This window comes from Streptomyces sp. NPDC031111, from assembly GCF_055570675.1.
Genome location: NZ_JBVIGS010000011.1, coordinates 3,918 through 27,122, shown reverse-complemented (window position 1 = coordinate 27,122; position 23,205 = coordinate 3,918). Strand labels below are relative to the sequence as shown.

Here is a 23,205-nt window from a genome sequence, read left to right as displayed (position 1 = left end):
TGGGGGCTTCGCCCCCAGACCCCCTTTTTCGGCCCTTCGGGCCTCGTCCTCAAACGCCGGACGGGCTGGGTTATGCGGACGCCGGTGGGTACAGGGACCTTGGGAGTCGGGAGGCCGCTGCCGCGTCCAGGAGCCACAACGTGCGGGCTCGGCCGTAGGCGCCCGCTGCCGGGGCCTGGATCTCTCCCGCGCCCGAGAGGGCGATCTCCGCCGCCTCCGCCTTGTCCTCGCCCGCGGCCAGGAGCCAGACCTCGCGGGCCGCCCGGATCGCGGGGAGGGTCAGCGTGACCCTGGTCGGCGGGGGCTTGGGGGCGCCGTGGACACCCACCACCGTGCGTTCCGTCTCCCGGACCGCCGGGAGCTCCGGGAAGAGGGAGGCCACATGCGTGTCCGGGCCGACGCCCAGCATCAGGACGTCGAACGTCGGGACCGGGCCGTGGTTCTCGGGACCGGCCGCCGCGGCCAGCTCCTCCGCGTAGGCGGCCGCCGCCGCGTCCACGTCCGTGCCGTGCGGGCCGTCCGACGCGGGCATGGCGTGCACGCGCCTCGGGTCCAGCGGCACCGTGTCGAGCAGCGCCTCACGGGCCTGGGTGACATTGCGCTCCGGGTCGCCCTCCGGGAGGAAGCGCTCATCGCCCCACCACAGGTCGAGCCGGGCCCAGTCGATCGCGTCCCGCGCCGGGGCCGCCGCCAGCGCGGCCAGCAGGCCGTTGCCGTTGCGGCCGCCGGTCAGGACGACGGAGGCCGAACCCCGCGACGCCTGGGCATCCACGATCTTCGTGATCAGCCGGGCCGCCGCGGCCTGCGCCATCAGCTCCTTGTCCCGGTGCACGACCAGCTGCGGTGCCGTACTCACTTCGCCGCCGCCCTCTTCACCGGGGCCTGCGCCGTCGCCTCTGCCGCGGGACCTTTCGCAGCCTCCTCGACGGGAGCGGGGACCGCTTCCGGTCCTCCTTTGGCCGGACCGGCCGGAGCGGCCGGAGCGTCACCCCCGTCCGAGGTCTTCAGGCGCTCCACGCCGTAGCGAAGCGCCGACGCGTACGTGTCGTCCGGGTCCAGGCGGCGCAGCTCCTCCGCGATCAGCTCCGCCGTGTCCCGGCGCTTGAGCGCCACCGCGCGCTTCGGCTGACCCTGGATGGACAGCGTCGCCAGCGAACCGTCGGCACGGTCCAGCACGATCGGCCCGCAGTCGGTGTCCATCCGGACCGCCGTGAGCCCCGGGCCGCTGGACCGCGACCGCCTGACGGGGACGTCCAGCCGGTCCGCGAGCCACATCGCCAGCAGCTCACAGCTCGGGTTGAACTCCTCGCCCTCCACCTCGACGCCCTGCACCTCGCAGGCGACCTGGTCCAGCGCCGCGGCCAGCATCGAACGCCACGGCGTGATGCGGGTCCACGACAGGTCCGTGTCACCGGGGGTGTAGGCGTCCGCGCGGGCGGCGAGCTCCTCCACCGGCTTCTCGCAGGCGTAGGTGTCGGTCACCCTGCGCTGGGCCAGCGCGCCCAGCGGGTCCTTCGCCGGGTCCAGCGGGGCGTTGACCGGCCACCACACCACCACCGGGGCGTCCGGCAGCAGCAGCGGCAGCACCACCGACTGGGCGTGGTCGACGACCTCGCCGTACAGGCGGAGCACGACGGTCTCACCGGTGCCCGCGTCCGCGCCCACCCGTACCTCGGCGTCGAGGCGGGACTGGGTGCGGTCACGGGGGGATCGGGAGACGCGCTTGATGACGACCAGCGTGCGCGAGGGGTGCTCGTGCGAGGCGTCGCCGGCCGCCTTCAGCGCGTCGTAGGCGTTCTCCTCGTCCGTCACGATGACCAGCGTGAGCACCATGCCGACGGCCGGTGTGCCGATGGCCCGGCGGCCCTGCACCAGTGCCTTGTTGATCTTGCTGGCCGTGGTGTCCGTGAGGTCTGTCTTCATGGCCGGCGCCAGCTCCGTCCGTCTCGCTCGAGCATTTCGTCCGCCTCGACGGGTCCCCAGGTACCGGCCGGGTACTGGGCCGGCTTGCCGTTCGCGTCCCAGTACTCCTCGATCGGGTCCAGGATCTTCCAGGACAGCTCGACCTCCTCCGTGCGCGGGAAGAGGTTGGAGTCGCCGAGCAGGACGTCGAGGATGAGCCGCTCGTACGCCTCCGGGCTGGACTCGGTGAACGACTCGCCGTACGCGAAGTCCATCGACACGTCCCGGATCTCCATCGACGTGCCCGGCACCTTGGAACCGAAGCGGACGGTGACGCCCTCGTCGGGCTGGACGCGGATGACGATCGCGTTCGAGCCCAGTTCCTCGGTGGCCGTCGTGTCGAAGGGGGAGTGCGGCGCCCGCTGGAAGACCACCGCGATCTCGGTGACCCGGCGGCCCAGCCGCTTGCCGGTGCGCAGATAGAAGGGGACGCCCGCCCAGCGGCGGTTGTCGATGCCCAGCCTGATGGCGGCATAGGTGTCGGTCTTCGAGGAGGCGTCGATGCCGTCCTCCTCCAGATACCCGACCGCCTTCGCGCCGCCCTGCCAGCCGGCCGAGTACTGCCCGCGGACCGTGTCCCGGCCCAGGTCCTTCGGCAGCCGCACGGCACCGAGCACCTTGGTCTTCTCCGCCGCCAGCGCGTCCGCGTCGAAGGAGGCCGGCTCCTCCATCGCGGTGAGGGCCATCAGCTGGAGCAGGTGGTTCTGGATGACGTCGCGGGCGGCGCCGATGCCGTCGTAGTAGCCGGCCCGGCCGCCGATGCCGATGTCCTCGGCCATGGTGATCTGCACATGGTCCACGAACGACCGGTTCCAGATCGGCTCGAACATGGTGTTGGCGAAGCGCAGCGCCAGGATGTTCTGGACCGTCTCCTTGCCCAGGTAGTGGTCGATGCGGAAGACCTGCTCCGGGGCGAACACCTCGTGGACGATCGCGTTCAGTTCCTCGGCCGACTTCAGGTCGTGCCCGAACGGCTTCTCGATGACCGCCCGGCGCCAGGAGCCGCCCGTCTGATCGGCCAGTCCGTGCTTCTTCAGCTGCTGGATGACCACCGGGAAGGAACGCGGCGGCACCGACAGGTAGAAGGCGAAGTTGCCGCCCGTGCCCTGCGCCTTGTCCAGCTCCTCGATCGTGCCGCGCAGCCGCTCGAAGGACTCGTCGTCGTCGAAGGTGCCCTGCACGAAGCGCATGCCCTGGATGAGCTGCTGCCAGACCTCCTCGCGGAAGGGGGTGCGGGCGTGCTCCTTGACCGCGTCGTGGACCACCTGGGCGAAGTCCTCGTGCGCCCACTCGCGGCGGGCGAAGCCCACCAGCGAGAAGCCCGGGGGCAGCAGCCCCCGGTTGGCGAGGTCGTACACGGCCGGCATCAGCTTCTTGCGGGACAGGTCGCCCGTCACGCCGAAGATGACCAGGCCCGACGGCCCCGCGATACGCGGGAGCCGTCGGTCGGCGGGGTCACGCAGCGGGTTGCTGCTCGACAAGGTTTCAGCCCTCCGACGGGGCGAGGCGCTGGAGCTCCGCCTCGGTCGACTTCAGCAGGTCGTTCCAGGACGCCTCGAACTTGTCGACGCCCTCGTCCTCCAGAAGCTGCACCACGTCGTCGTACGCGATGCCGAGCGCCTCGACCGCGTCCAGGTCGGCGCGGGCCTGCTCGTAGGTGCCGGCGACGGCGTCGCCCCGGATCTCGCCCTGCTCCTCGGTGGCGACCAGCGTCGCCTCGGGCATGGTGTTCACCGTGTTCGGCGCCACCAGCTCGTCGACGTACATCGTGGACTTGTACGCCTTGTCCTTCACACCGGTCGACGCCCACAGCGGACGCTGCTGGTTGGCGCCCTCGCGCTCCAGCGCGGACCAGCGGTCGGTGGAGAAGACCTCCTCGTACGCCTGGTAGGCGAGGCGCGCGTTGGCGATGGCGGCCTTGCCGCGCAGCGCCTTGGCCTCGTCGGTGCCCAGGGCGTCGATCCGCTTGTCGATCTCGGTGTCCACGCGGGACACGAAGAAGGACGCCACGGAGTGGATCTTCGACAGGTCCAGGCCCTTGGCCTTCGCCTTCTCCAGGCCCGCCTGGTAGGCGTCCATGACCTCGCGGTAGCGCTCCAGCGAGAAGATCAGCGTGACGTTGACGCTGATGCCGTTGCCGATCGTCTCGGTGATCGCCGGCAGACCCGCCTTGGTGGCCGGGATCTTGATCAGCGTGTTGGGCCGGTCCACCAGCCAGGCCAGCTGCCGGGCCTCGGCGACCGTCGCCTTGGTGTTGTGGGCCAGCCGCGGGTCGACCTCGATCGAGACCCGGCCGTCCTGGCCGTCGGTGGCGTCGAAGACCGGGCGCAGGATGTCGGCGGCGTCGCGGACGTCCGCCGTGGTGATCATGCGGATGGCCTCTTCGACGGTGACCTTGCGGGCGGCGAGGTCGGAGAGCTGCTGGTCGTAGCCGTCGCCCTCGGAGATCGCCTTCTGGAAGATCGTCGGGTTGGTGGTGACGCCCACGACGTGCTGCTGGTCGATCAGCTCGGCGAGGTTGCCGGACGTGATCCGCTTGCGCGACAGGTCGTCCAGCCAGATCGCGACGCCTTCGTCGGAAAGGCGCTTGAGTGCGTCTGTCATGGAAATTCCATCTCCTACGTGTCGTATGTGAGCGTCAGCGCTGGGCTGCGGCGATCGATTCCCGGGCCTGGGCGGCCACGTTCTCGGCGGTGAAGCCGAACTCCTTGAACAGGACCTTGCCGTCGGCGGAGGCACCGAAGTGCTCCAGGGAGACGATGCGGCCGGCGTCCCCGACGTACTTGTGCCACGTGAGGCCGATCCCCGCCTCGACGGCGACCCGGGCCTTCACGGAGGGCGGCAGGACGCTGTCCCGGTACCCCTGGTCCTGCTCCTCGAACCACTCCACGGACGGCATGGACACCACCCGCGTCGGCACACCGTCGGCCTGGAGCCGCTCCCGCGCCTCGACAGCGACGTGCACCTCGGAACCGGTCGCGATGAGGATCACCTGCGGTTCGCCGCCCTCGGCCTCGAACAGCACGTAGCCGCCGCGCGCGGCGTCCTCGTTCGGCTCGTAGGTCGGCACGCCCTGGCGGGTGAGGGCCAGGCCGTGGGGGGTTCCCTTGCCGAACTCCTTGGTCCAGCGGGTGAGGATCTCGCGCCAGGCGATCGCGGTCTCGTTGGCGTCCGCCGGGCGGACGACGTTCAGACCCGGGATGGCGCGCAGCGAGGCCAGGTGCTCGACCGGCTGGTGCGTCGGGCCGTCCTCACCGAGACCGATGGAGTCGTGCGTCCACACGTACGTCACCGGCAGGTGCATCAGCGCGGACAGGCGCACCGCGTTGCGCATGTAGTCGGAGAACACCAGGAAGGTGCCGCCGTAGATGCGGGTGTTGCCGTGCAGCGCGATGCCGTTCATCTCGGCGGCCATGGCGTGCTCACGGATGCCGAAGTGGATCGTCCGCCCGTAGGGGTCGGCCTCGGGGAGCGGGTTGCCGGCCGGGAGGAAGGACGAGGTCTTGTCGATGGTGGTGTTGTTGGAGCCGGCCAGGTCGGCCGAGCCGCCCCACAGCTCCGGGACCACGGCGCCGAGCGCCTGGAGCACCTTGCCGGACGCGGCACGGGTGGCGACGCCCTTGCCCGGCTCGAACACCGGGATCGCGTCCTGCCAGCCCTTGGGGAGCTCACCGGCGGCGATCCGGTCGTACTCGGCGGCGCGCTCGGGGTTGTTGTCCCGCCACTGCTGGAAGGACTTCTCCCACTCGGCCTTCGCCTCGGCGCCGCGCTCCAGTGCCTTGCGGGTGTGGCCGATGACCTCGTCGGTCACCTCGAACGCCTGCTCGGGGTCGAAGCCCAGTACGCGCTTGGTGGCCGCGACCTCGTCGTCGCCCAGCGCCGAGCCGTGCGCGGCCTCGGTGTTCTGGGCGTTCGGGGCGGGCCAGGCGATGATCGACCGCATGGCGATGAAGGACGGCTTGTCCGTGACCTTCTTCGCCTCCTGGATCGCGTCGTAGATCGCGTTCGGGTCCAGGTCGCCGTCCGGCTTCGGGGCCACGCGCTGCACGTGCCAGCCGTACGCCTCGTACCGCTTGACCGTGTCCTCCGAGACGGCCGTCTCGGTGTCGCCCTCGATCGAGATGTGGTTGTCGTCCCACAGCAGCACCAGGTTGCCCAGCTTCTGGTGCCCGGCCAGCGAGGACGCCTCGGCGGAGATGCCTTCCTGGAGGCAGCCGTCACCGGCGATGCAGTAGACGTAGTGGTCGAAGGGGGACTCGCCCTCGGCGGCCTCCGGGTCGAACAGACCGCGCTCGTAGCGGGCGGCCATCGCCATGCCCACCGCGTTGGCGACACCCTGGCCCAGCGGGCCGGTCGTGGTCTCCACACCGGTGGTGTGGCCGTACTCCGGGTGGCCCGGGGTCTTCGAGCCCCAGGTGCGGAAGGCCTTCAGGTCGTCCAGCTCCAGGCCGAAGCCGGCCAGGTACAGCTGGGTGTAGAGCGTGAGGGACGAGTGGCCAGCGGACAGCACGAAGCGGTCGCGCCCGACCCAGTCGGCGTCCGCCGGGTCGTGCCGCATCACCTTCTGGAAGAGGGTGTACGCGGCAGGCGCCAGGCTCATCGCCGTACCCGGATGGCCGTTACCGACCTTCTGTACGGCATCGGCGGCCAGGACGCGGGCGGTGTCGACGGCCCGCTGGTCCAACTCGGTCCACTCGAGGTCTGTGGTGGTCGGCTTTGTGCTCACCCTGAGTCAGGGCTCCTCTCCACATGTTTCGGATGCCGGTGACGGCCCACCGGCGAGGTTGAGCCTACCCCCGTAGGACGTGCGTTCTTCCGCGTCGTTCCAGAGTGCGGGCACTCCCTTCGATCCGCCTCCTGACTGGGAAGTTTCCGCATTCGGCAGATGAATACGGGGCCGCTCATCCGGGTGCTCAATCGAGCCCGGAGGCGCACCTCGGAGGGCGCCGGCCAACACGAGCGGACCCCCGCGAATGTCCGGGTCTGGGCAACGTCTACAGTGGCGTGGTACGCGCGAGCCTTTACCGCCACTTCACCTGGGGAGGCTTGCTGGGATGTCTCTGTAGGGGTGTGCGTGACGGCCGTTGAATCCCGTCCAGCGGGGGTAGTGGGGACCAGTCAGAGCCCTGCCCGTCGGCCGTTCGGGGCCCGTGCGATGGCGTTCGTGGCTCTCACCAAGCCGAGGATCATCGAACTGCTGCTCATCACCACCGTCCCGGTGATGTTCCTGGCGCAGCAGGGTGTGCCCGACCTGACCCTGGTGCTGCTGACCTGTGTCGGCGGCTACCTGTCGGCGGGCGGAGCCAACGCGCTCAACATGTACATCGACCGGGACATCGACGCGCTGATGGACCGCACGTCGCAGCGTCCGCTGGTGACCGGCATGGTCAGCCCGCGCGAGTGCCTGGCCTTCGGCATCACGCTGGCGGTCGTCTCGACGCTGCTGTTCGGTCTCACCGTCAACTGGCTCTCCGCGTGGCTCTCCCTCGGCGCACTCCTCTTCTACGTCGTCGTCTACACGATGATCCTCAAACGGCGTACGTCGCAGAACATCGTGTGGGGCGGCATCGCCGGCTGCATGCCCGTGCTGATCGGCTGGTCCGCGGTCACCAACTCGCTCTCGTGGGCGCCGGTCATCCTCTTCCTCGTCATCTTCTTCTGGACGCCGCCGCACTACTGGCCGCTGTCGATGAAGGTGAAGGACGACTACGCGCGCGTCGGCGTGCCGATGCTGCCGGTCATCGCCGGCAACAAGGCGGTCGCCAAGCAGATCGTGCTCTACAGCTGGGTCATGGTCGGTGTCTCCCTGCTGCTCACCCCGCTCGGCTACACCGGCTGGTTCTACACGGCGGTCGCCCTGGCGGCGGGCGGCTGGTGGCTGTGGGAGGCGCACGCGCTGCTGAACCGCGCCAAGGCCGAGGTGACGGGCGGCAAGCTCAAGGAGATGCGCCTGTTCCACTGGTCCATCACCTATGTGTCGCTGGTCTTCGTGGCCATCGCGGTGGACCCGTTCCTGCGGTAACGCCATCCGGACGCCGACCGGGCGGGGTACGTGGTCAAGGCCACGGACCCCGCCCGTCGCCGTTTGATCTACCCGTCGGTAGCATCCTGGTCATGGCAGACACGCAGCAGGTGGACCCGAAGGCCGAGCAGAAGGCCGCCCGGCTCGCCAAGCAGATCGGCGGCTTCGTCAAGGCGCACGGCGGCGCCGAGGGACAGGTCGCGTACCTCGGGCAGCGCGGCGCCCGCATCGTCCTCGTCGGCGAGGACGGCGAGTGGGGCGACGTGTTCGCGCCCTCGATGGAGATCGCCCGCAAGGCCGTCGAGAAGGCGGGCATCACCGTCCACGAGGCCTTCGACGGCGAGTTCGCCGCGAAGGTGCGGACGGGTCCGTACGAGTGGAAGCGGATGGCCGGCATCCAAGTGGGCGGCTGAACCGCGCGGCTCAGGGGCAACACCTAAAGGCTTCTTCACCCGTTAGGCCGGTCAAGCGCGCCGCACGGTGAGAGGCCAGGATGATCGACCCGCCGTCCCTCGTGGACCAGTACTGCCACGGCGTACTGCGTACAGAGCTGGGCCTCGGCACCTTCGAGGCCCATTTGTCCCGCACCGAGGGCCCGCCCGCCCCCGGCACCACCCTCTTCGACACCCAGACCGGGTTCGCCGTACGCCGCTGGTGCCCGCCCCTGCTCGGCCTGGAGCCGCACTGCCCGCCGGCCCGCTATCTGGCCCGGCGCCGGGAACTGGGCGTGGTCGAGGCGGGGCGCCGGCTGCTGCGGGGCAGCGGCATCACCGCCTATCTGGTCGACACCGGGCTGCCCGGCGATCTCACCGGCCCCACCGAGCTGGGCAGGGCGGGGGACGCCGACGCCCACGAGATCGTCCGGCTGGAGCTGCTGGCCGAACAGGTCGCCGACACCTCCGGCACCGTGGAGTCCTTCCTCGCCAACCTCGCCGAGTCGGTGCACGGGGCCGCCGCGCACGCCGTCGCCTTCACCTCCGTGGCCGGCCTGCGGCACGGTCCGGCGCTCGCGCCCGAGCCGCCCGGACCGGGGGAGGTGCGCGGGGCGGCGGGGCGCTGGCTGGCCGCACGCAGGGTCGGGGACGAGCTGACCGACCCCGTACTGCTGCGGCACCTGCTGTGGATCGCGGTCGCCTCGGGACTGCCCCTGCAACTCCACGCCGGCCTCGCCGAGCCGGGCGCGCGGACCGACCGCACCGATCCGGTGCTGCTCACGGACTTCGTCCGGGCCACCGCGGGGCTCGGCACCGACCTGGTCCTGCTGCACGGCTATCCGTACCACCGCCAGGCCGCCCACCTCGCCGGTGTCTTCCCGCACGTCTACGCCGACTGCGGCGCCGCCCTGGTCCGCACCGGCGCCCGCGCGGCGACCGTCCTCGCGGAGATCCTGGAACTCGCGCCCTTCGGCAAGATCCTCTTCTCCAGCGGCGCCCGCGGCCTGCCCGAGCTGCACGTCGTCGGCGCCTGCCTGTTCCGCGAGTCGCTCGGCCGGGTCCTCGGCACCTGGGTGGCCGAGGGCGCGTGGTCCCTCGAGGACGCGCAACGGGTGGCCGGCCTGATCGCGTCGGAGAACGCGGGCCGGGTGTACGGACTGGGCTGAGACGTGAAGACTGGCCGGATGCCGACCGACGCCCTGCTCGACCGCTTCCTCTCCGGCCTGGCACCGCTCGCGCCCGTCGCCGTATGGGCACACGGCTCACTGGCCGCCGGCGACTACGTGGAGGGCCGCAGCGACCTGGACCTGATCGCGGTCCTGGACCACCCGATCACTCCGCGGACGGTGTGGCGGATCGCGCTGCCGCACGCCCGGCTGCGGAGCGAGCCGCTAGCCGACCGGCTCCACTGCACCTACCTCACACCGGACACCGCGGCGGGCTCCGGGCGGCGCCATCTCACCTGGGCCCACGAGCAGCTGTTCAAGCGCCCCGTCACCCCGGTCACCCGGACGGAGCTGCACACCTTCGGCCGGGTCCTGCGCGGGAAGCCGCCCGCCGACGTGCTGCCGCCGGTTCCGGACGGCGAACTCGCCGACTTCGTGGTGCGCGACCAGCGCGACTACTGGCGGCGGGAGGTGGACCGGGCCGCCAACTGGACGCAGGACATCTGGGTCGATCTGGGCCTGCTGACCTTCGCCCGCGCCACCGTCACCCTCCGCGAGGGCCGTCTGATCTCCAAGCGGGAGGCGCTGGACCTCCTGCTCGGCCTCGGCGCGCCCGAGGAGGTCGTCGCGGACATCCGGAGGCGGCGCTACGACGATCCGGCGCCGCCCGCCGAGGAGTGGACCGTACGCCGGGCCCGGCTGACCCGGGACTACCTGGGAGCGGCGATCGACGCGCTCGTGGCGGGTTCCTGAGCAGCCGGTGCGGCCGGGACCGGCGCCGGCCCCGCGGCCTCCGGGCGCTCGCGCAGCGAGAGCAGGACGCGGAGGACCCAGATCCACATCACGCAGGAGCCGAACATGTGCAGGCCGACCAGGACCTCGGGGAGATCGGTGAAGTACTGCACGTAGCCGATGGCGCCCTGGGCGAGCAGGATCAGGAACAGCTCGCGGGTGCGGGCCAGGGGGCCCCGGGGGGCGTCGACCGCCTTGAGGACGAACCACAGGGCGAACGTCAGCGTCACCACGATCCACGCCAGCACGGCGTGCAGCTTGCTGACCATCTCCCAGTCCAGCGGCATCCGCGGGACCTCGCTGGAGTCACCCGCGTGCGGGCCCGCCCCGGTGACCACCGTGCCGACCGCGATCAGCAGCACGGACGCCGCCACCATGAACCACACCAGCTGCCGTACGGCCTTGCCGACCAGCGGCCGGGGCTCCGCGTCGCCCTCGCGGGTGCGCTGCCACATCACCGTGGCGACCGCGATCAGCGCGGTCGACAGCAGGAAGTGCGCCGCGACCGTGTACGGGTTCAGGCCGACGAGGACCACGATGCCGCCGAGGATCGCGTTGCCCATCACGATCCAGAACTGCGCCCAGCCCAGCAGGGTCAGGCTGCGCCGGTACGGCTTCTCCGAGCGCGCGGCGATGATCGCCCAGCCGACGGCGGCGCAGAGCACGTACGTCAGCATGCGGTTGCCGAACTCGATGACGCCGTGCAGGCCCATCTCGCTGGTCGTGGTGAGGGAGTCGTCGGTGCACTTGGGCCAGGTGGGGCAGCCCAGGCCGGAGCCGGTCAGCCGCACGGCGCCGCCGGTGACCACGATGACCACCGCCATGACGAGTGCGGCGAGGGCCGCACGTCGGACGGTCCGGGGGTCCGGGGTCCAGCGTGCGGCGATGAAGGCGAGCGGGTTGCGCAGGGCCGCCTGGGCGTCGGCGCGGGTCACGTTTGGCACGCGTCCCATCGTAGGACGCCGCTTGTGCATGCATTCACGAGGGGGCGTCTTGGGGCTGGGCGGGGGTGGGTCGCGCCGCCCGGCGCTTGCGGGGTGCCGTCGCGCCCACCCGTGCCGCCCCAGCGGCACGACTGCCCGCGGGAGGCGGGGGGCCTACTCCCAGCGGAAGAATCTTCCGGCTGCCGCCAGGCCCGCTGCCGCCCATGCCGTGAGGATTCCCAGGTCGGCCCACGGCATGCCGGCTCCGTGCTGGAGTACGTCCCGGAGGCCCTCCGAGAGTGCGGTGATGGGCAGTAGGGCCAGGACGTTCTGCGCCGCGTCCGGGAATTTGTCCAGTGGTACGACCACCCCGCCGCCGACGAGCAGCAGCAGGAAGACCAGGTTGGCGGCGGCGAGCGTCGCCTCGGCCTTCAGCGTGCCGGCCATCAGCAGGCCGAGCCCGGAGAAGGCGGCGGTGCCCAGGACCAGCAGCAGGAACACGGAGAGGGGGTTGCCCTGCGGGGACCAGCCGAGCGCGAGGGCGATCACCGTCACCAGGGCCACCTGGAGCACCTCGGTGACCAGCACCGACAGCGTCTTCGCGGTCATCAGGCCCCAGCGGGGCAGCGGCGAGGACGCCAGCCGCTTCAGCACGCCGTAGCGGCGTTCGAAGCCGGTCGCGATGGCCTGCCCGGTGAACGCCGTCGACATCACGGCGAGCGCCAGGATCCCGGGGGCGAGGAAGTCGACCGTCTCGCCGTCGCCGGTGTCCACGATGTCCACGGTGCCGAAGAGCACCAGCAGCAGCGTGGGGATGATCACCGTCAGCAGCAGCTGCTCGCCGTTGCGCAGCAGCATCTTCGTCTCGAGCGCGGCCTGCGCCGCGATCATCCGGGTCAGGGGCGCCGCGCCGGGCTTCGGCGCGTAGGTACCGGTGGCCGTCACGCGCGCAGCTCCTTGCCGGTCAGCTCCAGAAAGACGTCTTCGAGGGTGTGGCGTTCCACCGAGATCCGGTCCGGCATCACCCCGTGCTGCGCGCACCAGGACGTCACCGTGGCGAGCAGCTGCGGGTCGACCTTGCCGACGACCCGGTACGAGCCCGGCGCCACCTCGGCGGCCGAGGAGTCGGAGGGCAGGGCCTTCAGCAGGGACGCCACGTCCAGCCCCGGCCGCCCGGAGAAGCGCAGCGTGTTCTCGGCGCCGCCCTTGCACAGCTCCTCGGGGGAGCCCTGGGCGATGACCCGGCCGGCGTCGATGATCGCCACGTCGTCGGCGAGCTGTTCGGCCTCGTCCATGTAGTGGGTGGTGAGGATGACGGAGACGCCGTCGGCGCGCAGATCCCGTACCAGGTCCCAGGTGGCGTGGCGGGCCTGCGGGTCGAGACCGGCGGTGGGCTCGTCCAGGAACACCAGCTCAGGGCGCCCGACCACGGCCATCGCCAGCGCGAGCCGCTGCTGCTGGCCGCCGGAGAGCCGCCGGTACGTCGTACGGCCGCAGGAGCCGAGCCCGAGGCGCTCGATCAGCGCGTCCACGTCCAGCGGCCGCGCGTGCAGCTTCGCCACGTGCCGGAGCATCTCGTCGGCCCGCGCGCCCGAGTAGACGCCGCCGGACTGGAGCATCACACCGATGCGGGGCCGCAGCGCCGCCGACTGCCGGACCGGGTCGAGGCCCAGGACGCGCACCGTGCCGGAGTCCGGCCGCCGGTACCCCTCGCAGGTCTCGACCGTGGTCGTCTTGCCCGCCCCGTTGGGTCCGAGCACGGCGGTCACGCCCTGCCGGGCCTCCAGGTCGAGGCCGTCCACCGCGGTCTTCGTGCCGTACCGCTTCACCAGGGCCTGCACCTGGACCACGGGCTCACTTCGCATGGGTCACGAGTCTAGGTAGGCGGCGGGGGACTCAGACCGCGGGGTGCTGGAACTCCTCCTCCCGGGGGCGGTGCACCGGCAGCCACCGCTCCGCGTAGGCCACCGCGTCCGCCACGGGGAACAGCCGTGCCTCGGCCGCCCCGACCCGGCCGCGTACGACCGGACGGTCCCGTTCGAAGTCGTGCCCCAGCTCGTCGAAGCGTTCGGAGGTGATCGACACCTCGGTCACCGTCTCCCAGCCGCCGGGCGCGGGACGGCCCACCTCCACGCGCGGGGACGGGACGCGGTACTCGGCCAGGTGGAAGCTGGTGCAGCTGTCGTATCCGGCGCCGAGCAGCAGCACCCGCGCGCCGAGCCGTTCCAGCTTCGCCAGCGGGCTGAGCTCGCCGAGCCGGCAGTCGGTCGCGTGCCCCGCGACGATCTCCGCCGCGAGGGGGCCCACCGCCGCGAACGACGTCTGGGGATGCGCGCTGCGCAGCGCTCCCGGCCAGGTCCGCACGGTCTCCGGGATCACCCCGACCCCGCGCGAGGGCGTGGTCGGCGGGTCGTAGGCGGGCATCGTGGCCCGAATGGTCTCCCACCACTCCTCGGGCACGGGCGGGGCCTGCCACAGCGCCGGGTCGGAGAGGTCGCCGGTCTGGGCGGGGACGACCAGGGTGCCGTTCGGACCCAGCGCGTCGAGCAGTGCCCGGACGACCGTCACCGGTCCGCCGTTGACCCAGCCGAGGGCGCTGAGCGAGGAGTGCGCGAGGAGGGTCTCGCCGGGCCGCACACCGAGCTCGCGGAGCTGCGCGGTGAGGGTGTCGAGGGTGACAAGAGGGCCGGTCGGAGGGGGTGTGGGCATGCTCCCGGAGTGTCCCGGAAGTAACGTGGGGCCGCCACCGATTTGATCGATCAAAGATCGTTTCCGCAGGTCAAATTAGGTTTACCTAAGTGATGCAGCGCACCTTCGGGCCGTCCGGACGCGGCTTGCCCGGCTCAGATGAATTACGCAACAATGGCGTTGTGAAAAACGTTGGCGAGGCTCCCCACGAGGAACTGGCGACAGGTGAGCGGTCCACCCGCAACCGTGTCGCCCGCTCCGTCCTGGACCACGGCCCGTCGACCGTCGCCGAGCTCGCCGAGCGACTCGGGCTCACCCAGGCGGCCGTACGCCGGCACCTGGACGCGCTGGCCGCCGACAATGTCGTGGAGGCGCGCGAGCGGCGCGTCTACGGCGCGCGCACGCGCGGGCGCCCGGCCAAGGTCTTCGCCCTCACCGACTGCGGGCGGGACGCCTTCGACCAGTCGTACGACAAGCTGGCCGTGGACGCCCTGCGCTGGATCGGCGAGCGGGAGGGCGGCGGCGAGGCGATCGCCGCGTTCGCCCGGGCCCGGATCGCCGCCCAGGCCGACGCGTACCGCAAGGCGGTCGAGGACGCGGCCCCCGAGGAGCGCACGGAAGCACTGGCCAAGGCGCTGAGCGCGGACGGGTACGCTGCGACCGCGCGGACCGCGCCGGTCGGCGAGCAGCTCTGCCAGCACCACTGCCCGGTCGCCCACGCCGCCGAACAGTTCCCGCAGCTCTGCGAGGCCGAGACGGAATTTTTCGCCGAGCTTCTCGGTACGCATGTGCAGCGACTGGCCACCATCGCGCACGGCGACGGCGTCTGCACGACGTTCATCCCCAAGATTTCCCACCACGCATCTGAAAGCACGTCCGGGAGGAACCCCGCATGACTCTCCCCACGGAGACTGCCCACCCCGAGCTCGAGGGTCTGGGCAAGTACGAATACGGCTGGGCCGACCGTGACGAAGCCGGTGCGTCGGCGCGCCGCGGACTGGGCGAGGACGTCGTCCGGGACATCTCCGCGAAGAAGGACGAGCCGGAGTGGATGACCAAGCTCCGTCTCAAGGGCCTGCGCCTGTTCGACAAGAAGCCCATGCCGAACTGGGGCTCCGACCTCTCCGGCATCGACTTCGACAACATCAAGTACTTCGTGCGCTCCACGGAGAAGCAGGCGGAGTCCTGGGAGGACCTGCCCGAGGACATCAAGAACACCTACGACAAGCTGGGCATCCCCGAGGCCGAGAAGAAGCGCCTCGTCGCCGGTGTCGCCGCGCAGTACGAGTCGGAGGTCGTCTACCACCAGATCCGCGAGGACCTGGAGGAGCAGGGCGTCATCTTCCTGGACACGGACACCGCCCTGAAGGAGCACCCCGAGCTCTTCAAGGAGTACTTCGGCACGGTCATCCCGGCGGGTGACAACAAGTTCGCCTCGCTGAACACCGCCGTGTGGTCCGGCGGCTCCTTCATCTACGTCCCGCCGGGCGTGCACGTCGAGATCCCGCTCCAGGCCTACTTCCGGATCAACACCGAGAACATGGGCCAGTTCGAGCGGACCCTGATCATCGTCGACGAGGGCGCCTACGTGCACTACGTCGAGGGCTGCACCGCCCCGATCTACAAGTCGGACTCGCTGCACTCCGCGGTCGTCGAGATCATCGTCAAGAAGAACGCCCGCTGCCGCTACACGACCATCCAGAACTGGTCGAACAACGTCTACAACCTGGTCACCAAGCGCGCCGTGGCCTACGAGGGCGCGACCATGGAGTGGGTCGACGGCAACATCGGCTCCAAGGTGACGATGAAGTACCCGGCCGTCTACCTGATGGGCGAGCACGCCAAGGGCGAGACCCTGTCCATCGCCTTCGCCGGCGAGGGCCAGCACCAGGACGCGGGCGCCAAGATGGTCCACATGGCCCCGAACACCTCGTCCAACATCGTCTCCAAGTCGGTGGCGCGAGGCGGCGGCCGCACCTCCTACCGCGGTCTGATCGAGATCGGCGAGGGCGCCCCGGGCTCCAAGTCGAACGTGCTGTGCGACGCGCTGCTCGTCGACACCATCTCCCGCTCCGACACCTACCCCTACGTGGACGTCCGCGAGGACGACGTGTCCATGGGCCACGAGGCGACCGTCTCCAAGGTCTCCGAGGACCAGCTCTTCTACCTGATGAGCCGCGGTATGTCGGAGGACGAGGCGATGGCGATGATCGTGCGCGGCTTCGTCGAGCCGATCGCCAAGGAACTGCCGATGGAGTACGCGCTCGAGCTCAACCGGCTGATCGAGCTCCAGATGGAAGGCGCGGTCGGCTAAAGCACCACGCCGTTCCGTCAAGCCCCTTACGCAAAGGAAAGCGAGCACTACGACAGCCATGGCTGAGGCTCAGAACATCCCCGTGGGTTCCACCACCGCGGGCTCGATCGCGGTGGCCGCGGAGTCGACCGTCGCCACCCGCATGAGCGCGCCCCCGTCCTTCGACGTGGCGGACTTCCCCGTCCCCCACGGCCGCGAGGAGGAGTGGCGGTTCACCCCGCTGGAGCGGCTGCGCGGTCTGCACGACGGCACCGCCACCGCCACCGGCGAGGGTGTGAAGGTCGCCGTCGAGGCGCCCGAGGGCGTCACCGTCGAGACCGTCGGCCGCGACGACGCGCGGCTCGGCCGCGCCGGCGCCCCGGTGGACCGTGTCGCCGCCCAGGCGTACTCCGCCTTCACTCAGGCCTCGGTCGTGACCGTGCCGAAGGAGACCGTCCTCACCGAGCCGATCCGCGTCGCGGTGCACGGCGAGGGCGGCACCGCCTACGGTCACCAGGTGATCGAGCTCGGCGCCTTCGCCGAGGCGGTCGTGGTCATCGACCACACCGGCGACGCGGTGCTCGCCGCCAACGTCGAGTACGTGCTCGGCGACGGCGCCAAGCTGACCGTCGTCTCCGTCCAGGACTGGGACGACAAGGCCGTCCACGTGGGCCAGCACAACGCCCTCGTCGGCCGCGACGCCTCCTTCAAGTCGGTCGTCGTCACCTTCGGCGGCGACGTCGTCCGGCTCCACCCGCGCGTCGCCTACGCCGGCCCCGGCGGCGAGGCCGAGCTGTTCGGCCTGTACTTCACCGACGCCGGCCAGCACCAGGAGCACCGCCTCCTGGTCGACCACAACGTCCCGCACTGCAAGTCCAACGTCGCCTACAAGGGCGCGCTCCAGGGCGACGACGCGCACGCCGTGTGGATCGGTGACGTGCTGATCGAGGCCAAGGCCGAGGGCACCGACACCTACGAGATGAACCGCAACCTGGTCCTCACCGACGGCGCCCGCGTCGACTCCGTGCCCAACCTGGAGATCGAGACCGGCGAGATCGTCGGAGCGGGGCACGCGAGTGCCACCGGCCGCTTCGACGACGAGCAGCTCTTCTACCTGATGGCACGCGGCATCCCCGAGAAGGACGCCCGCCGTCTGGTGGTCCGCGGCTTCTTCGCCGAGCTCGTCCAGCAGATCGGCGTCCCGGACATCGAGGAGCGCCTGATCGCCAAGATCGAGGAGGAGCTGGAGGCGGCGGTCGCATGACGTTCCGACGCGCCTGCGGGCTGAGCGAGCTGGAGGAGGACACCCCGAAGCGGGTGGAACTCGACGGCACGCCGGTCTCCGTCGTGCTGACCGAGGGCGAGGTGTTCGCGATCAACGACATCTGCTCGCACGCGAACGTCTCCCTCTCGGAGGGCGAGGTGGACGACTGCCACATCGAGTGCTGGCTGCACGGCTCGCGTTTCGACCTCCGTTCCGGCAAGCCCGACGCCCTTCCGGCGACGCGCCCCGTCCCCGTATACCCCGTAAAGATCGAAGGGGACGACGTGCTCGTCTCCCTCACCCAGGAGTCCTGAGGCACCCATGGCAACGCTTGAAATCCGAGACCTGCACGTCACCGTCGAGGTCGAGAACGGCACTAAGGAAATCCTCAAGGGTGTCGACCTCACCGTGAAGCAGGGCGAGACGCACGCCATCATGGGCCCCAACGGCTCCGGCAAGTCGACCCTCGCCTACTCCCTCGCGGGTCACCCCAAGTACACGATCACCGGCGGCACCGTCACCCTCGACGGCGAGGACGTCCTGGAGATGTCCGTCGACGAGCGCGCCCGCGCCGGCCTGTTCCTCGCCATGCAGTACCCGGTCGAGGTCCCCGGCGTCTCCGTCTCCAACTTCCTGCGCACCTCCGCCACCGCCATCCGCGGCGAGGCCCCCAAGCTGCGCACCTGGGTGAAGGAGGTCAAGGAGGCCATGGAGCGCCTCAACATGGACCCCGCCTTCGCCGAGCGCAACGTCAACGAGGGCTTCTCCGGCGGTGAGAAGAAGCGCCACGAGATCCTCCAGCTCGAACTGCTCAAGCCGAAGGTCGCGATCCTCGACGAGACCGACTCCGGCCTGGACGTCGACGCCCTGCGCGTCGTCTCCGAGGGCGTCAACCGGGTCCGTGAGTCCGGTGAGGTCGGCACGCTGCTGATCACGCACTACACGCGCATCCTGCGCTACATCAAGCCCGACCACGTCCACGTGTTCGCGGCCGGGCGGATCGCCGAGTCCGGCGGCCCCGAGCTCGCCGACAAGCTGGAGGCCGAGGGCTACGAGGCTTACACGAAGGGTGGCGCATCCGAGTGACACAGCTGCCGGGCCTCCTCGACACCGAGGCGATCCGCAAGGACTTCCCCATCCTGGACCGTCAGGTCCACGACGGGCGCAAGCTCGTGTACCTGGACAACGCGGCGACCAGCCAGAAGCCGCGCCAGGTGCTGGACGCACTCAGTGAGTACTACGAGCGCTACAACGCCAACGTCCACCGCGGTGTGCATGTGCTCGCCGAGGAGGCCACGGCGCTGTACGAGGGCGCGCGCGACAAGGTCGCGGAGTTCGTCAACGCGCCCTCGCGCGACGAGGTGATCTTCACCAAGAACGCCTCCGAGTCGCTCAACCTCGTGGCCAACATGCTCGGCTGGGCCGACGAGCCCTACCGCGTGGACCACGAGACCGAGATCGTCATCACGGAGATGGAGCACCACTCCAACATCGTGCCGTGGCAGCTGCTCGCGCAGCGCACGGGCGCGAAGCTGAAGTGGTTCGGCCTCACCGACGACGGCCGCCTCGACCTGTCCAACATCGACGAGATCATCACCGAGAAGACGAAGATCGTCTCCTTCGTGCTGGTCTCCAACATCCTGGGCACGGTCAACCCGGTCGAGGCGATCGTGCGCCGCGCCCAGGAGGTCGGCGCGCTGGTCTGCGTCGACGCCTCCCAGGCCGCGCCGCACATGCCGCTGGACGTCCAGGCGCTCCAGGCCGACTTCGTGGCCTTCACCGGCCACAAGATGTGCGGTCCGACCGGCATAGGCGTGCTGTGGGGCCGCCAGGAGCTGCTGGAGGACCTGCCTCCGTTCCTCGGCGGCGGCGAGATGATCGAGACCGTGTCGATGAGCTCGTCGACCTACGCGCCGGCCCCGCACAAGTTCGAGGCGGGCACCCCGCCGATCGCCCAGGCGGTCGGTCTCGGCGCCGCGATCGACTACCTGTCGGCGATCGGCATGGACAAGATCCTCGCCCATGAGCACGCCATCACCGAGTACGCGGTCAAGCGCCTCACCGAGGTCCCGGACCTGCGCATCATCGGCCCCGCCACGGCCGAGGACCGCGGTGCCGCGATCTCGTTCACCCTGGGCGACATCCACCCGCACGACGTGGGCCAGGTCCTCGACGAACAGGGCATCGCGGTCCGCGTGGGTCATCACTGCGCCCGCCCCGTCTGCCTGCGGTACGGAATTCCTGCGACCACGCGAGCGTCGTTCTATCTGTACTCCACGCCGGCCGAGATCGACGCACTGGTCGACGGCCTGGAGCACGTACGGAACTTCTTCGGATGAGGGGCTGAGGCGTGAAGCTGGACTCCATGTACCAGGACGTCATCCTGGACCACTACAAGAACCCGCACGGGCGTGGTCTCCGGGACGGCGACGCCGAGGTGCACCACGTCAACCCGACGTGCGGTGACGAGATCACGCTCCGCGTGAAGTACGACGGCACGACGATCAGCGACGTCAGCTACGAGGGGCAGGGCTGCTCCATCAGCCAGGCCTCGGCCTCGGTGCTGAACGACCTGCTGGTCGGCAAGGACCTCGCCGAGGCGCAGAGGATCCAGGCGACCTTCCTGGAACTGATGCAGTCCAAGGGGAAGATCGAGCCCGACGACGCGATGGAGGAGGTGCTGGAGGACGCGGTCGCGTTCGCCGGTGTCTCCAAGTACCCCGCCCGGGTCAAGTGCGCCCTCCTCAGCTGGATGGCGTGGAAGGACGCGACGGCCCAGGCGCTGGGCGCCGACGCCGAAAGGACTACGGCATGAGCGAGACCCTGGAGATGAAGCCGGCCTCGGAGGAGGAGCTCCGCGAGGCCCTGATGGACGTCGTCGACCCCGAGCTGGGCATCGACGTCGTCAACCTCGGCCTCATCTACGGCATTCACATCGACGACTCCAATGTGGCGACCGTCGACATGACCCTGACCTCCGCGGCCTGTCCGCTGACGGACGTCATCGAGGACCAGGCCAAGTCCGCCACGGACGGTCTGGTCAGCGAGCTGCGCATCAACTGGGTCTGGATGCCGCCGTGGGGCCCCGACAAGATCACGGACGACGGTCGTGAGCAGCTGCGGGCGTTGGGCTTCAACGTCTGAGACCCGCTTCGACGAGAACGGCGGCGCCCTTCGGCGCCGCCGTTCCCGTGTTCCGGCACGGCGCCGTTGTGTACGCTCGTACACATGGGATACCTGCTGCTGGCCGGGGCCATCGCCGCCGAGGTGTGCGCCACGACCGCCATGAAGTACAGCGACGGCTTCAGCAGGCTCTGGCCCTCACTGCTGACCGTGGTCGGCTACGTGGTCTCCTTCGCCCTCCTCGCCCAGACGCTCCGTACGGTCGCCATCGGCACCGCGTACGCGATCTGGGCCGGTGTGGGCACCGCCGCCATCGCCACGATCGGCATCATGTTCCTGGGGGAGGGGCTCACCGCCGCCAGGGCCGCGGGCATCGCGCTGATCATCGTCGGCGTCGTGGTGCTGAACCTGGGCGGCGCGCACTGATGGCCCGGCGCTACGACCCCGAGCGGCGGCAGCGGATCATCGACGCGGCGATCCGGGTGGTGGGCCGGAGCGGTATCGCCGGTCTCAGCCATCGCAGCGTCGCCATGGAGGCCGATGTCCCGCTCGGCTCCACCACGTACCACTTCAGGACGCTCGACGAGCTGATGGTCGCCGCCCTGCGCCAGGCCAACGAGGGCTTCGCCAAGGTGGTCGCCGCCCGCGGCGGCCTGGAGGACCCGCGCACCGACCTGGCGGCCGAACTCGCGGCCCTGATGGGCGAGTGGCTGGCCGGCGAGCGCACCGGCGTGGAGCTGGAGTACGAGCTGTATCTGGCCGCCCTGCGCCGCCCCGCGCTGCGTCCCGTCGCGGCCGAATGGTGCGAGGGCGTCGCCGAGCAGCTGTCCCGCCGCACGGACCCGGTCACGGCGCGGGCACTGGTCGCGCTGATGGACGGCATCTGCCTCCAGGTGCTGCTCACCGACACGCCCTACGACGAGGCGTACGCCAGGGAGGTCCTGGCGCGGGTGGTCGCGGGAGCGTGACCGCGCGTCGGGCCGGGGCCCCGTCGTCCGGCGCGTGAGATGCCGGAGCACTGGTTCGCGTCCGTGGCCGCCGGGCGGTTAGGTTGCCCTCATGACCGACACGACTGCTCACAGCACCTCCGGCGCAGTGGCCGCCGGCCTCGCCACCATCGCCGCCGACGGCACCGTTCTCGACACCTGGTTCCCCGCCCCCGTACTGGCCGACGAGCCCGGCCCGTCCGGCACCGAGCGGCTCTCCGCCGAGCGGGCCGCGGAACTGCTGGGCGGCGGCGCCACCGCGGCGGTCGGTCCGGACGCCCGCCGGGGCGTCGAGGTCGTCGCCGTCCGTACGGTCATCTCCTCGCTGACCGAGAAGCCGGTCGACGCGCACGACGTGTATCTGCGCCTGCACCTGCTCTCGCACCGCCTGGTCCAGCCGCACGGCCAGAACCTGGACGGCATCTTCGGCTTCCTCGCCAACGTCGCCTGGACCTCCCTCGGCCCGGTCGCCGTGGACGACCTCGAGAAGGTACGGCTCAACGCCCGCGCCGAGGGCCTGCACCTGGCCGTCACCTCCGTCGACAAGTTCCCCCGCATGACGGACTACGTCGCCCCCAAGGGCGTCCGCATCGCCGACGCCGACCGGGTGCGGCTCGGCGCCCACCTCGCCGAGGGCACCACCGTCATGCACGAGGGCTTCGTCAACTTCAACGCCGGCACGCTCGGCACGTCCATGGTCGAGGGCCGCATCTCGGCCGGTGTCGTGATCGGCGACGGCTCCGACATCGGCGGCGGCGCCTCCACCATGGGCACCCTCTCCGGCGGCGGCAACGTGCGCATCACCATCGGTGAGCGCTGCCTCGTCGGCGCCGAGGCGGGCGTCGGCATCGCCCTCGGTGACGAGTGCGTGGTCGAGGCCGGCCTGTACGTCACCGCCGGTACCCGCGTCACCATGCCCGACGGCCAGATCGTCAAGGCCCGTGAGCTGTCCGGCGCCTCCAACATCCTCTACCGCCGCAACTCCGTCACCGGCACGGTCGAGGCCCGCCCGAACAACGCCGTCTGGGGCGGCCTCAACGAGATCCTCCACAGCCACAACTGACCCCGCTCGTCACCCCCGCACGCTCACGTATGGGTTACTCCCCGTGACTTCGGGGTCGTTTTGGCAGATGAACTGGTGGACACAGGGTCCGATCAGACGCCGGGACGACTGACATACGGAAATGGGGACGAACGGGCGATGACGAACAAGTGGGTGTGGGGCGTGCTGCGCTGCGCGGTCGGAGTGATGGGTGTGGTGTCCGTGCTGATGCTGTGCGGCACGCTGGCGGGATCCGCGCACGCGGACGAGACCAACACCGCCTCCCACAACGGCCACCGGGTCGGACTGATCAACGCCAACGTCGGCCAGGTCGACGACCCCGCGGAGGATGTGCTGGAGCACACCCTGCTGTTCGGGGACGGGTACGTCTGGGACTGACGACTCACCCCGCCGGGGGGGGGGGGGGGGGGGGGGGGGGGGGGGGGGGGGGGGGGGGGGGGGGGGGTGGTGTTTGTGTTTTTTGTTTTCGTTTGTGGTGGTGGGGGGGTG

General features: G+C 70.6%; 25 protein-coding genes. 16 read left to right on the top strand and 9 right to left on the bottom strand.

Annotation, left to right across the window (positions count from 1 at the left end; all coding sequences use genetic code 11):
- Positions 1-70: 70 nt before the first annotated feature.
- From pgl to tkt, 5 genes are read right to left on the bottom strand one after another with little or no spacing between them, the layout of a single operon-like run.
- Positions 71-856 (bottom strand): 6-phosphogluconolactonase, encoded by a 786-nt coding sequence (gene pgl, locus ACZ470_RS22715; protein WP_468429785.1) that lies wholly within the window; start codon positions 854-856, stop codon positions 71-73.
- On the bottom strand, positions 853-1,923 hold the full coding sequence (gene opcA, locus ACZ470_RS22710) for a glucose-6-phosphate dehydrogenase assembly protein OpcA (protein ID WP_468429783.1): 1,071 nt from the start codon (positions 1,921-1,923) through the stop codon (positions 853-855). Before opcA ends, pgl begins: the two co-directional genes overlap by 4 nt.
- Positions 1,920-3,443, bottom strand: coding sequence for a glucose-6-phosphate dehydrogenase (gene zwf, locus ACZ470_RS22705; protein WP_468429781.1), 1,524 nt, complete (start codon positions 3,441-3,443; stop codon positions 1,920-1,922). The genes opcA and zwf overlap by 4 nt, the downstream gene beginning before the upstream one ends.
- Before the next feature lie 4 nt (positions 3,444-3,447).
- Positions 3,448-4,566, bottom strand: a complete 1,119-nt coding sequence (gene tal / locus ACZ470_RS22700; RefSeq protein ID WP_468429779.1) for a transaldolase — start codon at positions 4,564-4,566, stop codon at positions 3,448-3,450.
- A 34-nt stretch (positions 4,567-4,600) separates the two neighbouring features.
- Positions 4,601-6,688 (bottom strand): transketolase, encoded by a 2,088-nt coding sequence (gene tkt, locus ACZ470_RS22695; protein WP_468429777.1) that lies wholly within the window; start codon positions 6,686-6,688, stop codon positions 4,601-4,603.
- A gap of 342 nt (positions 6,689-7,030) precedes the next feature.
- On the opposite strand from tkt, the gene ACZ470_RS22690 reads away from it, so the two are divergent.
- The 4 genes from ACZ470_RS22690 (at position 7,031) to ACZ470_RS22675 (ending at position 10,337) form a co-directional block, all read left to right on the top strand.
- The gene (locus ACZ470_RS22690) at positions 7,031-7,984 is read left to right on the top strand and encodes a heme o synthase (protein WP_468429776.1); all 954 of its coding nucleotides are present in this window, start codon (positions 7,031-7,033) and stop codon (positions 7,982-7,984) included.
- Between the two features lie 92 nt (positions 7,985-8,076).
- The gene (locus tag ACZ470_RS22685) at positions 8,077-8,397 is read left to right on the top strand and encodes a hypothetical protein (RefSeq protein WP_468429775.1); all 321 of its coding nucleotides are present in this window, start codon (positions 8,077-8,079) and stop codon (positions 8,395-8,397) included.
- Between the two features lie 80 nt (positions 8,398-8,477).
- Positions 8,478-9,584, top strand: a complete 1,107-nt coding sequence (locus tag ACZ470_RS22680) for an amidohydrolase family protein (RefSeq protein WP_468429774.1) — start codon at positions 8,478-8,480, stop codon at positions 9,582-9,584.
- An 18-nt stretch (positions 9,585-9,602) separates the two neighbouring features.
- Positions 9,603-10,337, top strand: coding sequence for a nucleotidyltransferase domain-containing protein (locus ACZ470_RS22675; protein WP_468429772.1), 735 nt, complete (start codon positions 9,603-9,605; stop codon positions 10,335-10,337).
- Here ACZ470_RS22675 and ACZ470_RS22670 read toward each other — a convergent pair.
- The 4 genes from ACZ470_RS22670 to ACZ470_RS22655 all read right to left on the bottom strand — a co-directional run bounded on the left by ACZ470_RS22670 (position 10,295) and on the right by ACZ470_RS22655 (position 14,008).
- Positions 10,295-11,329 (bottom strand): COX15/CtaA family protein, encoded by a 1,035-nt coding sequence (locus ACZ470_RS22670; protein WP_468429770.1) that lies wholly within the window; start codon positions 11,327-11,329, stop codon positions 10,295-10,297. The two genes, ACZ470_RS22675 and ACZ470_RS22670, sit on opposite strands and share 43 nt — an antisense overlap.
- A 144-nt stretch (positions 11,330-11,473) precedes the next feature.
- Positions 11,474-12,244, bottom strand: coding sequence for an ABC transporter permease (locus ACZ470_RS22665; protein ID WP_468429769.1), 771 nt, complete (start codon positions 12,242-12,244; stop codon positions 11,474-11,476).
- Positions 12,241-13,164 carry an ABC transporter ATP-binding protein gene (locus ACZ470_RS22660; RefSeq protein ID WP_468429767.1) on the bottom strand — a complete coding sequence of 308 codons (924 nt, stop codon included), beginning with the start codon at positions 13,162-13,164 and terminating at the stop codon, positions 12,241-12,243. Before ACZ470_RS22660 ends, ACZ470_RS22665 begins: the two co-directional genes overlap by 4 nt.
- Positions 13,165-13,195: 31 nt before the next feature.
- Positions 13,196-14,008 carry an AAC(3) family N-acetyltransferase gene (locus tag ACZ470_RS22655; protein WP_468429766.1) on the bottom strand — a complete coding sequence of 271 codons (813 nt, stop codon included), beginning with the start codon at positions 14,006-14,008 and terminating at the stop codon, positions 13,196-13,198.
- Between the two features lie 161 nt (positions 14,009-14,169).
- Between ACZ470_RS22655 and ACZ470_RS22650 the strand changes: the two genes are divergently transcribed.
- The 12 genes from ACZ470_RS22650 to ACZ470_RS22595 all read left to right on the top strand — a co-directional run bounded on the left by ACZ470_RS22650 (position 14,170) and on the right by ACZ470_RS22595 (position 23,094).
- Positions 14,170-14,883: a helix-turn-helix transcriptional regulator gene (locus tag ACZ470_RS22650; RefSeq protein WP_468429764.1), complete on the top strand. Its 714-nt coding sequence runs from the start codon at positions 14,170-14,172 to the stop codon at positions 14,881-14,883.
- Positions 14,880-16,301: a Fe-S cluster assembly protein SufB gene (sufB, locus tag ACZ470_RS22645; protein WP_468429762.1), complete on the top strand. Its 1,422-nt coding sequence runs from the start codon at positions 14,880-14,882 to the stop codon at positions 16,299-16,301. Before ACZ470_RS22650 ends, sufB begins: the two co-directional genes overlap by 4 nt.
- 58 nt (positions 16,302-16,359) lie before the next feature.
- Positions 16,360-17,544, top strand: a complete 1,185-nt coding sequence (gene sufD, locus ACZ470_RS22640) for a Fe-S cluster assembly protein SufD (protein ID WP_468429760.1) — start codon at positions 16,360-16,362, stop codon at positions 17,542-17,544.
- Positions 17,541-17,858: a non-heme iron oxygenase ferredoxin subunit gene (locus tag ACZ470_RS22635; RefSeq protein ID WP_468429758.1), complete on the top strand. Its 318-nt coding sequence runs from the start codon at positions 17,541-17,543 to the stop codon at positions 17,856-17,858. Before sufD ends, ACZ470_RS22635 begins: the two co-directional genes overlap by 4 nt.
- Before the next feature lie 7 nt (positions 17,859-17,865).
- Entirely contained in the window at positions 17,866-18,630 is a 765-nt protein-coding gene (sufC, locus tag ACZ470_RS22630; protein WP_468429756.1) for a Fe-S cluster assembly ATPase SufC, read from the top strand.
- Positions 18,627-19,883: a cysteine desulfurase gene (locus ACZ470_RS22625; RefSeq protein WP_468429754.1), complete on the top strand. Its 1,257-nt coding sequence runs from the start codon at positions 18,627-18,629 to the stop codon at positions 19,881-19,883. Before sufC ends, ACZ470_RS22625 begins: the two co-directional genes overlap by 4 nt.
- A gap of 11 nt (positions 19,884-19,894) precedes the next feature.
- The gene (sufU, locus tag ACZ470_RS22620; RefSeq protein ID WP_467643035.1) at positions 19,895-20,359 is read left to right on the top strand and encodes a Fe-S cluster assembly sulfur transfer protein SufU; all 465 of its coding nucleotides are present in this window, start codon (positions 19,895-19,897) and stop codon (positions 20,357-20,359) included.
- The gene (locus tag ACZ470_RS22615) at positions 20,356-20,688 is read left to right on the top strand and encodes a metal-sulfur cluster assembly factor (protein WP_129797254.1); all 333 of its coding nucleotides are present in this window, start codon (positions 20,356-20,358) and stop codon (positions 20,686-20,688) included. Before sufU ends, ACZ470_RS22615 begins: the two co-directional genes overlap by 4 nt.
- 84 nt (positions 20,689-20,772) lie before the next feature.
- Entirely contained in the window at positions 20,773-21,093 is a 321-nt protein-coding gene (locus ACZ470_RS22610) for a DMT family transporter (protein WP_468429751.1), read from the top strand.
- Entirely contained in the window at positions 21,093-21,635 is a 543-nt protein-coding gene (locus ACZ470_RS22605; protein WP_468429749.1) for a TetR/AcrR family transcriptional regulator, read from the top strand. The genes ACZ470_RS22610 and ACZ470_RS22605 overlap by 1 nt, the downstream gene beginning before the upstream one ends.
- 91 nt (positions 21,636-21,726) lie before the next feature.
- Positions 21,727-22,716 carry a 2,3,4,5-tetrahydropyridine-2,6-dicarboxylate N-succinyltransferase gene (gene dapD, locus ACZ470_RS22600; RefSeq protein ID WP_468429747.1) on the top strand — a complete coding sequence of 330 codons (990 nt, stop codon included), beginning with the start codon at positions 21,727-21,729 and terminating at the stop codon, positions 22,714-22,716.
- Positions 22,717-22,854: 138 nt separating this feature from the next.
- The gene (locus ACZ470_RS22595) at positions 22,855-23,094 is read left to right on the top strand and encodes a hypothetical protein (RefSeq protein ID WP_468429745.1); all 240 of its coding nucleotides are present in this window, start codon (positions 22,855-22,857) and stop codon (positions 23,092-23,094) included.
- Positions 23,095-23,205 lie beyond the last annotated feature (111 nt).

Bases quoted from the DNA above. Each gene is read 5' to 3' on its own strand.
- opcA (WP_468429783.1), bottom strand. From the start codon at position 1,923: ATGAAGACAGACCTCACGGACACCACGGCCAGCAAGATCAACAAGGCA.
- sufB (WP_468429762.1), top strand. From the start codon at position 14,880: ATGACTCTCCCCACGGAGACTGCCCACCCCGAGCTCGAGGGTCTGGGC.
- ACZ470_RS22605 (WP_468429749.1), top strand. From the start codon at position 21,093: ATGGCCCGGCGCTACGACCCCGAGCGGCGGCAGCGGATCATCGACGCG.
- ACZ470_RS22685 (WP_468429775.1), top strand. From the start codon at position 8,077: ATGGCAGACACGCAGCAGGTGGACCCGAAGGCCGAGCAGAAGGCCGCC.
- ACZ470_RS22680 (WP_468429774.1), top strand. From the start codon at position 8,478: ATGATCGACCCGCCGTCCCTCGTGGACCAGTACTGCCACGGCGTACTG.
- sufC (WP_468429756.1), top strand. From the start codon at position 17,866: ATGGCAACGCTTGAAATCCGAGACCTGCACGTCACCGTCGAGGTCGAG.
- ACZ470_RS22670 (WP_468429770.1), bottom strand. From the start codon at position 11,329: ATGGGACGCGTGCCAAACGTGACCCGCGCCGACGCCCAGGCGGCCCTG.
- tal (WP_468429779.1), bottom strand. From the start codon at position 4,566: ATGACAGACGCACTCAAGCGCCTTTCCGACGAAGGCGTCGCGATCTGG.
- dapD (WP_468429747.1), top strand. From the start codon at position 21,727: ATGACCGACACGACTGCTCACAGCACCTCCGGCGCAGTGGCCGCCGGC.
- ACZ470_RS22660 (WP_468429767.1), bottom strand. From the start codon at position 13,164: ATGCGAAGTGAGCCCGTGGTCCAGGTGCAGGCCCTGGTGAAGCGGTAC.
- ACZ470_RS22655 (WP_468429766.1), bottom strand. From the start codon at position 14,008: ATGCCCACACCCCCTCCGACCGGCCCTCTTGTCACCCTCGACACCCTC.
- ACZ470_RS22615 (WP_129797254.1), top strand. From the start codon at position 20,356: ATGAGCGAGACCCTGGAGATGAAGCCGGCCTCGGAGGAGGAGCTCCGC.
- ACZ470_RS22675 (WP_468429772.1), top strand. From the start codon at position 9,603: ATGCCGACCGACGCCCTGCTCGACCGCTTCCTCTCCGGCCTGGCACCG.
- sufD (WP_468429760.1), top strand. From the start codon at position 16,360: ATGGCTGAGGCTCAGAACATCCCCGTGGGTTCCACCACCGCGGGCTCG.
- ACZ470_RS22635 (WP_468429758.1), top strand. From the start codon at position 17,541: ATGACGTTCCGACGCGCCTGCGGGCTGAGCGAGCTGGAGGAGGACACC.
- ACZ470_RS22610 (WP_468429751.1), top strand. From the start codon at position 20,773: ATGGGATACCTGCTGCTGGCCGGGGCCATCGCCGCCGAGGTGTGCGCC.
- ACZ470_RS22595 (WP_468429745.1), top strand. From the start codon at position 22,855: ATGACGAACAAGTGGGTGTGGGGCGTGCTGCGCTGCGCGGTCGGAGTG.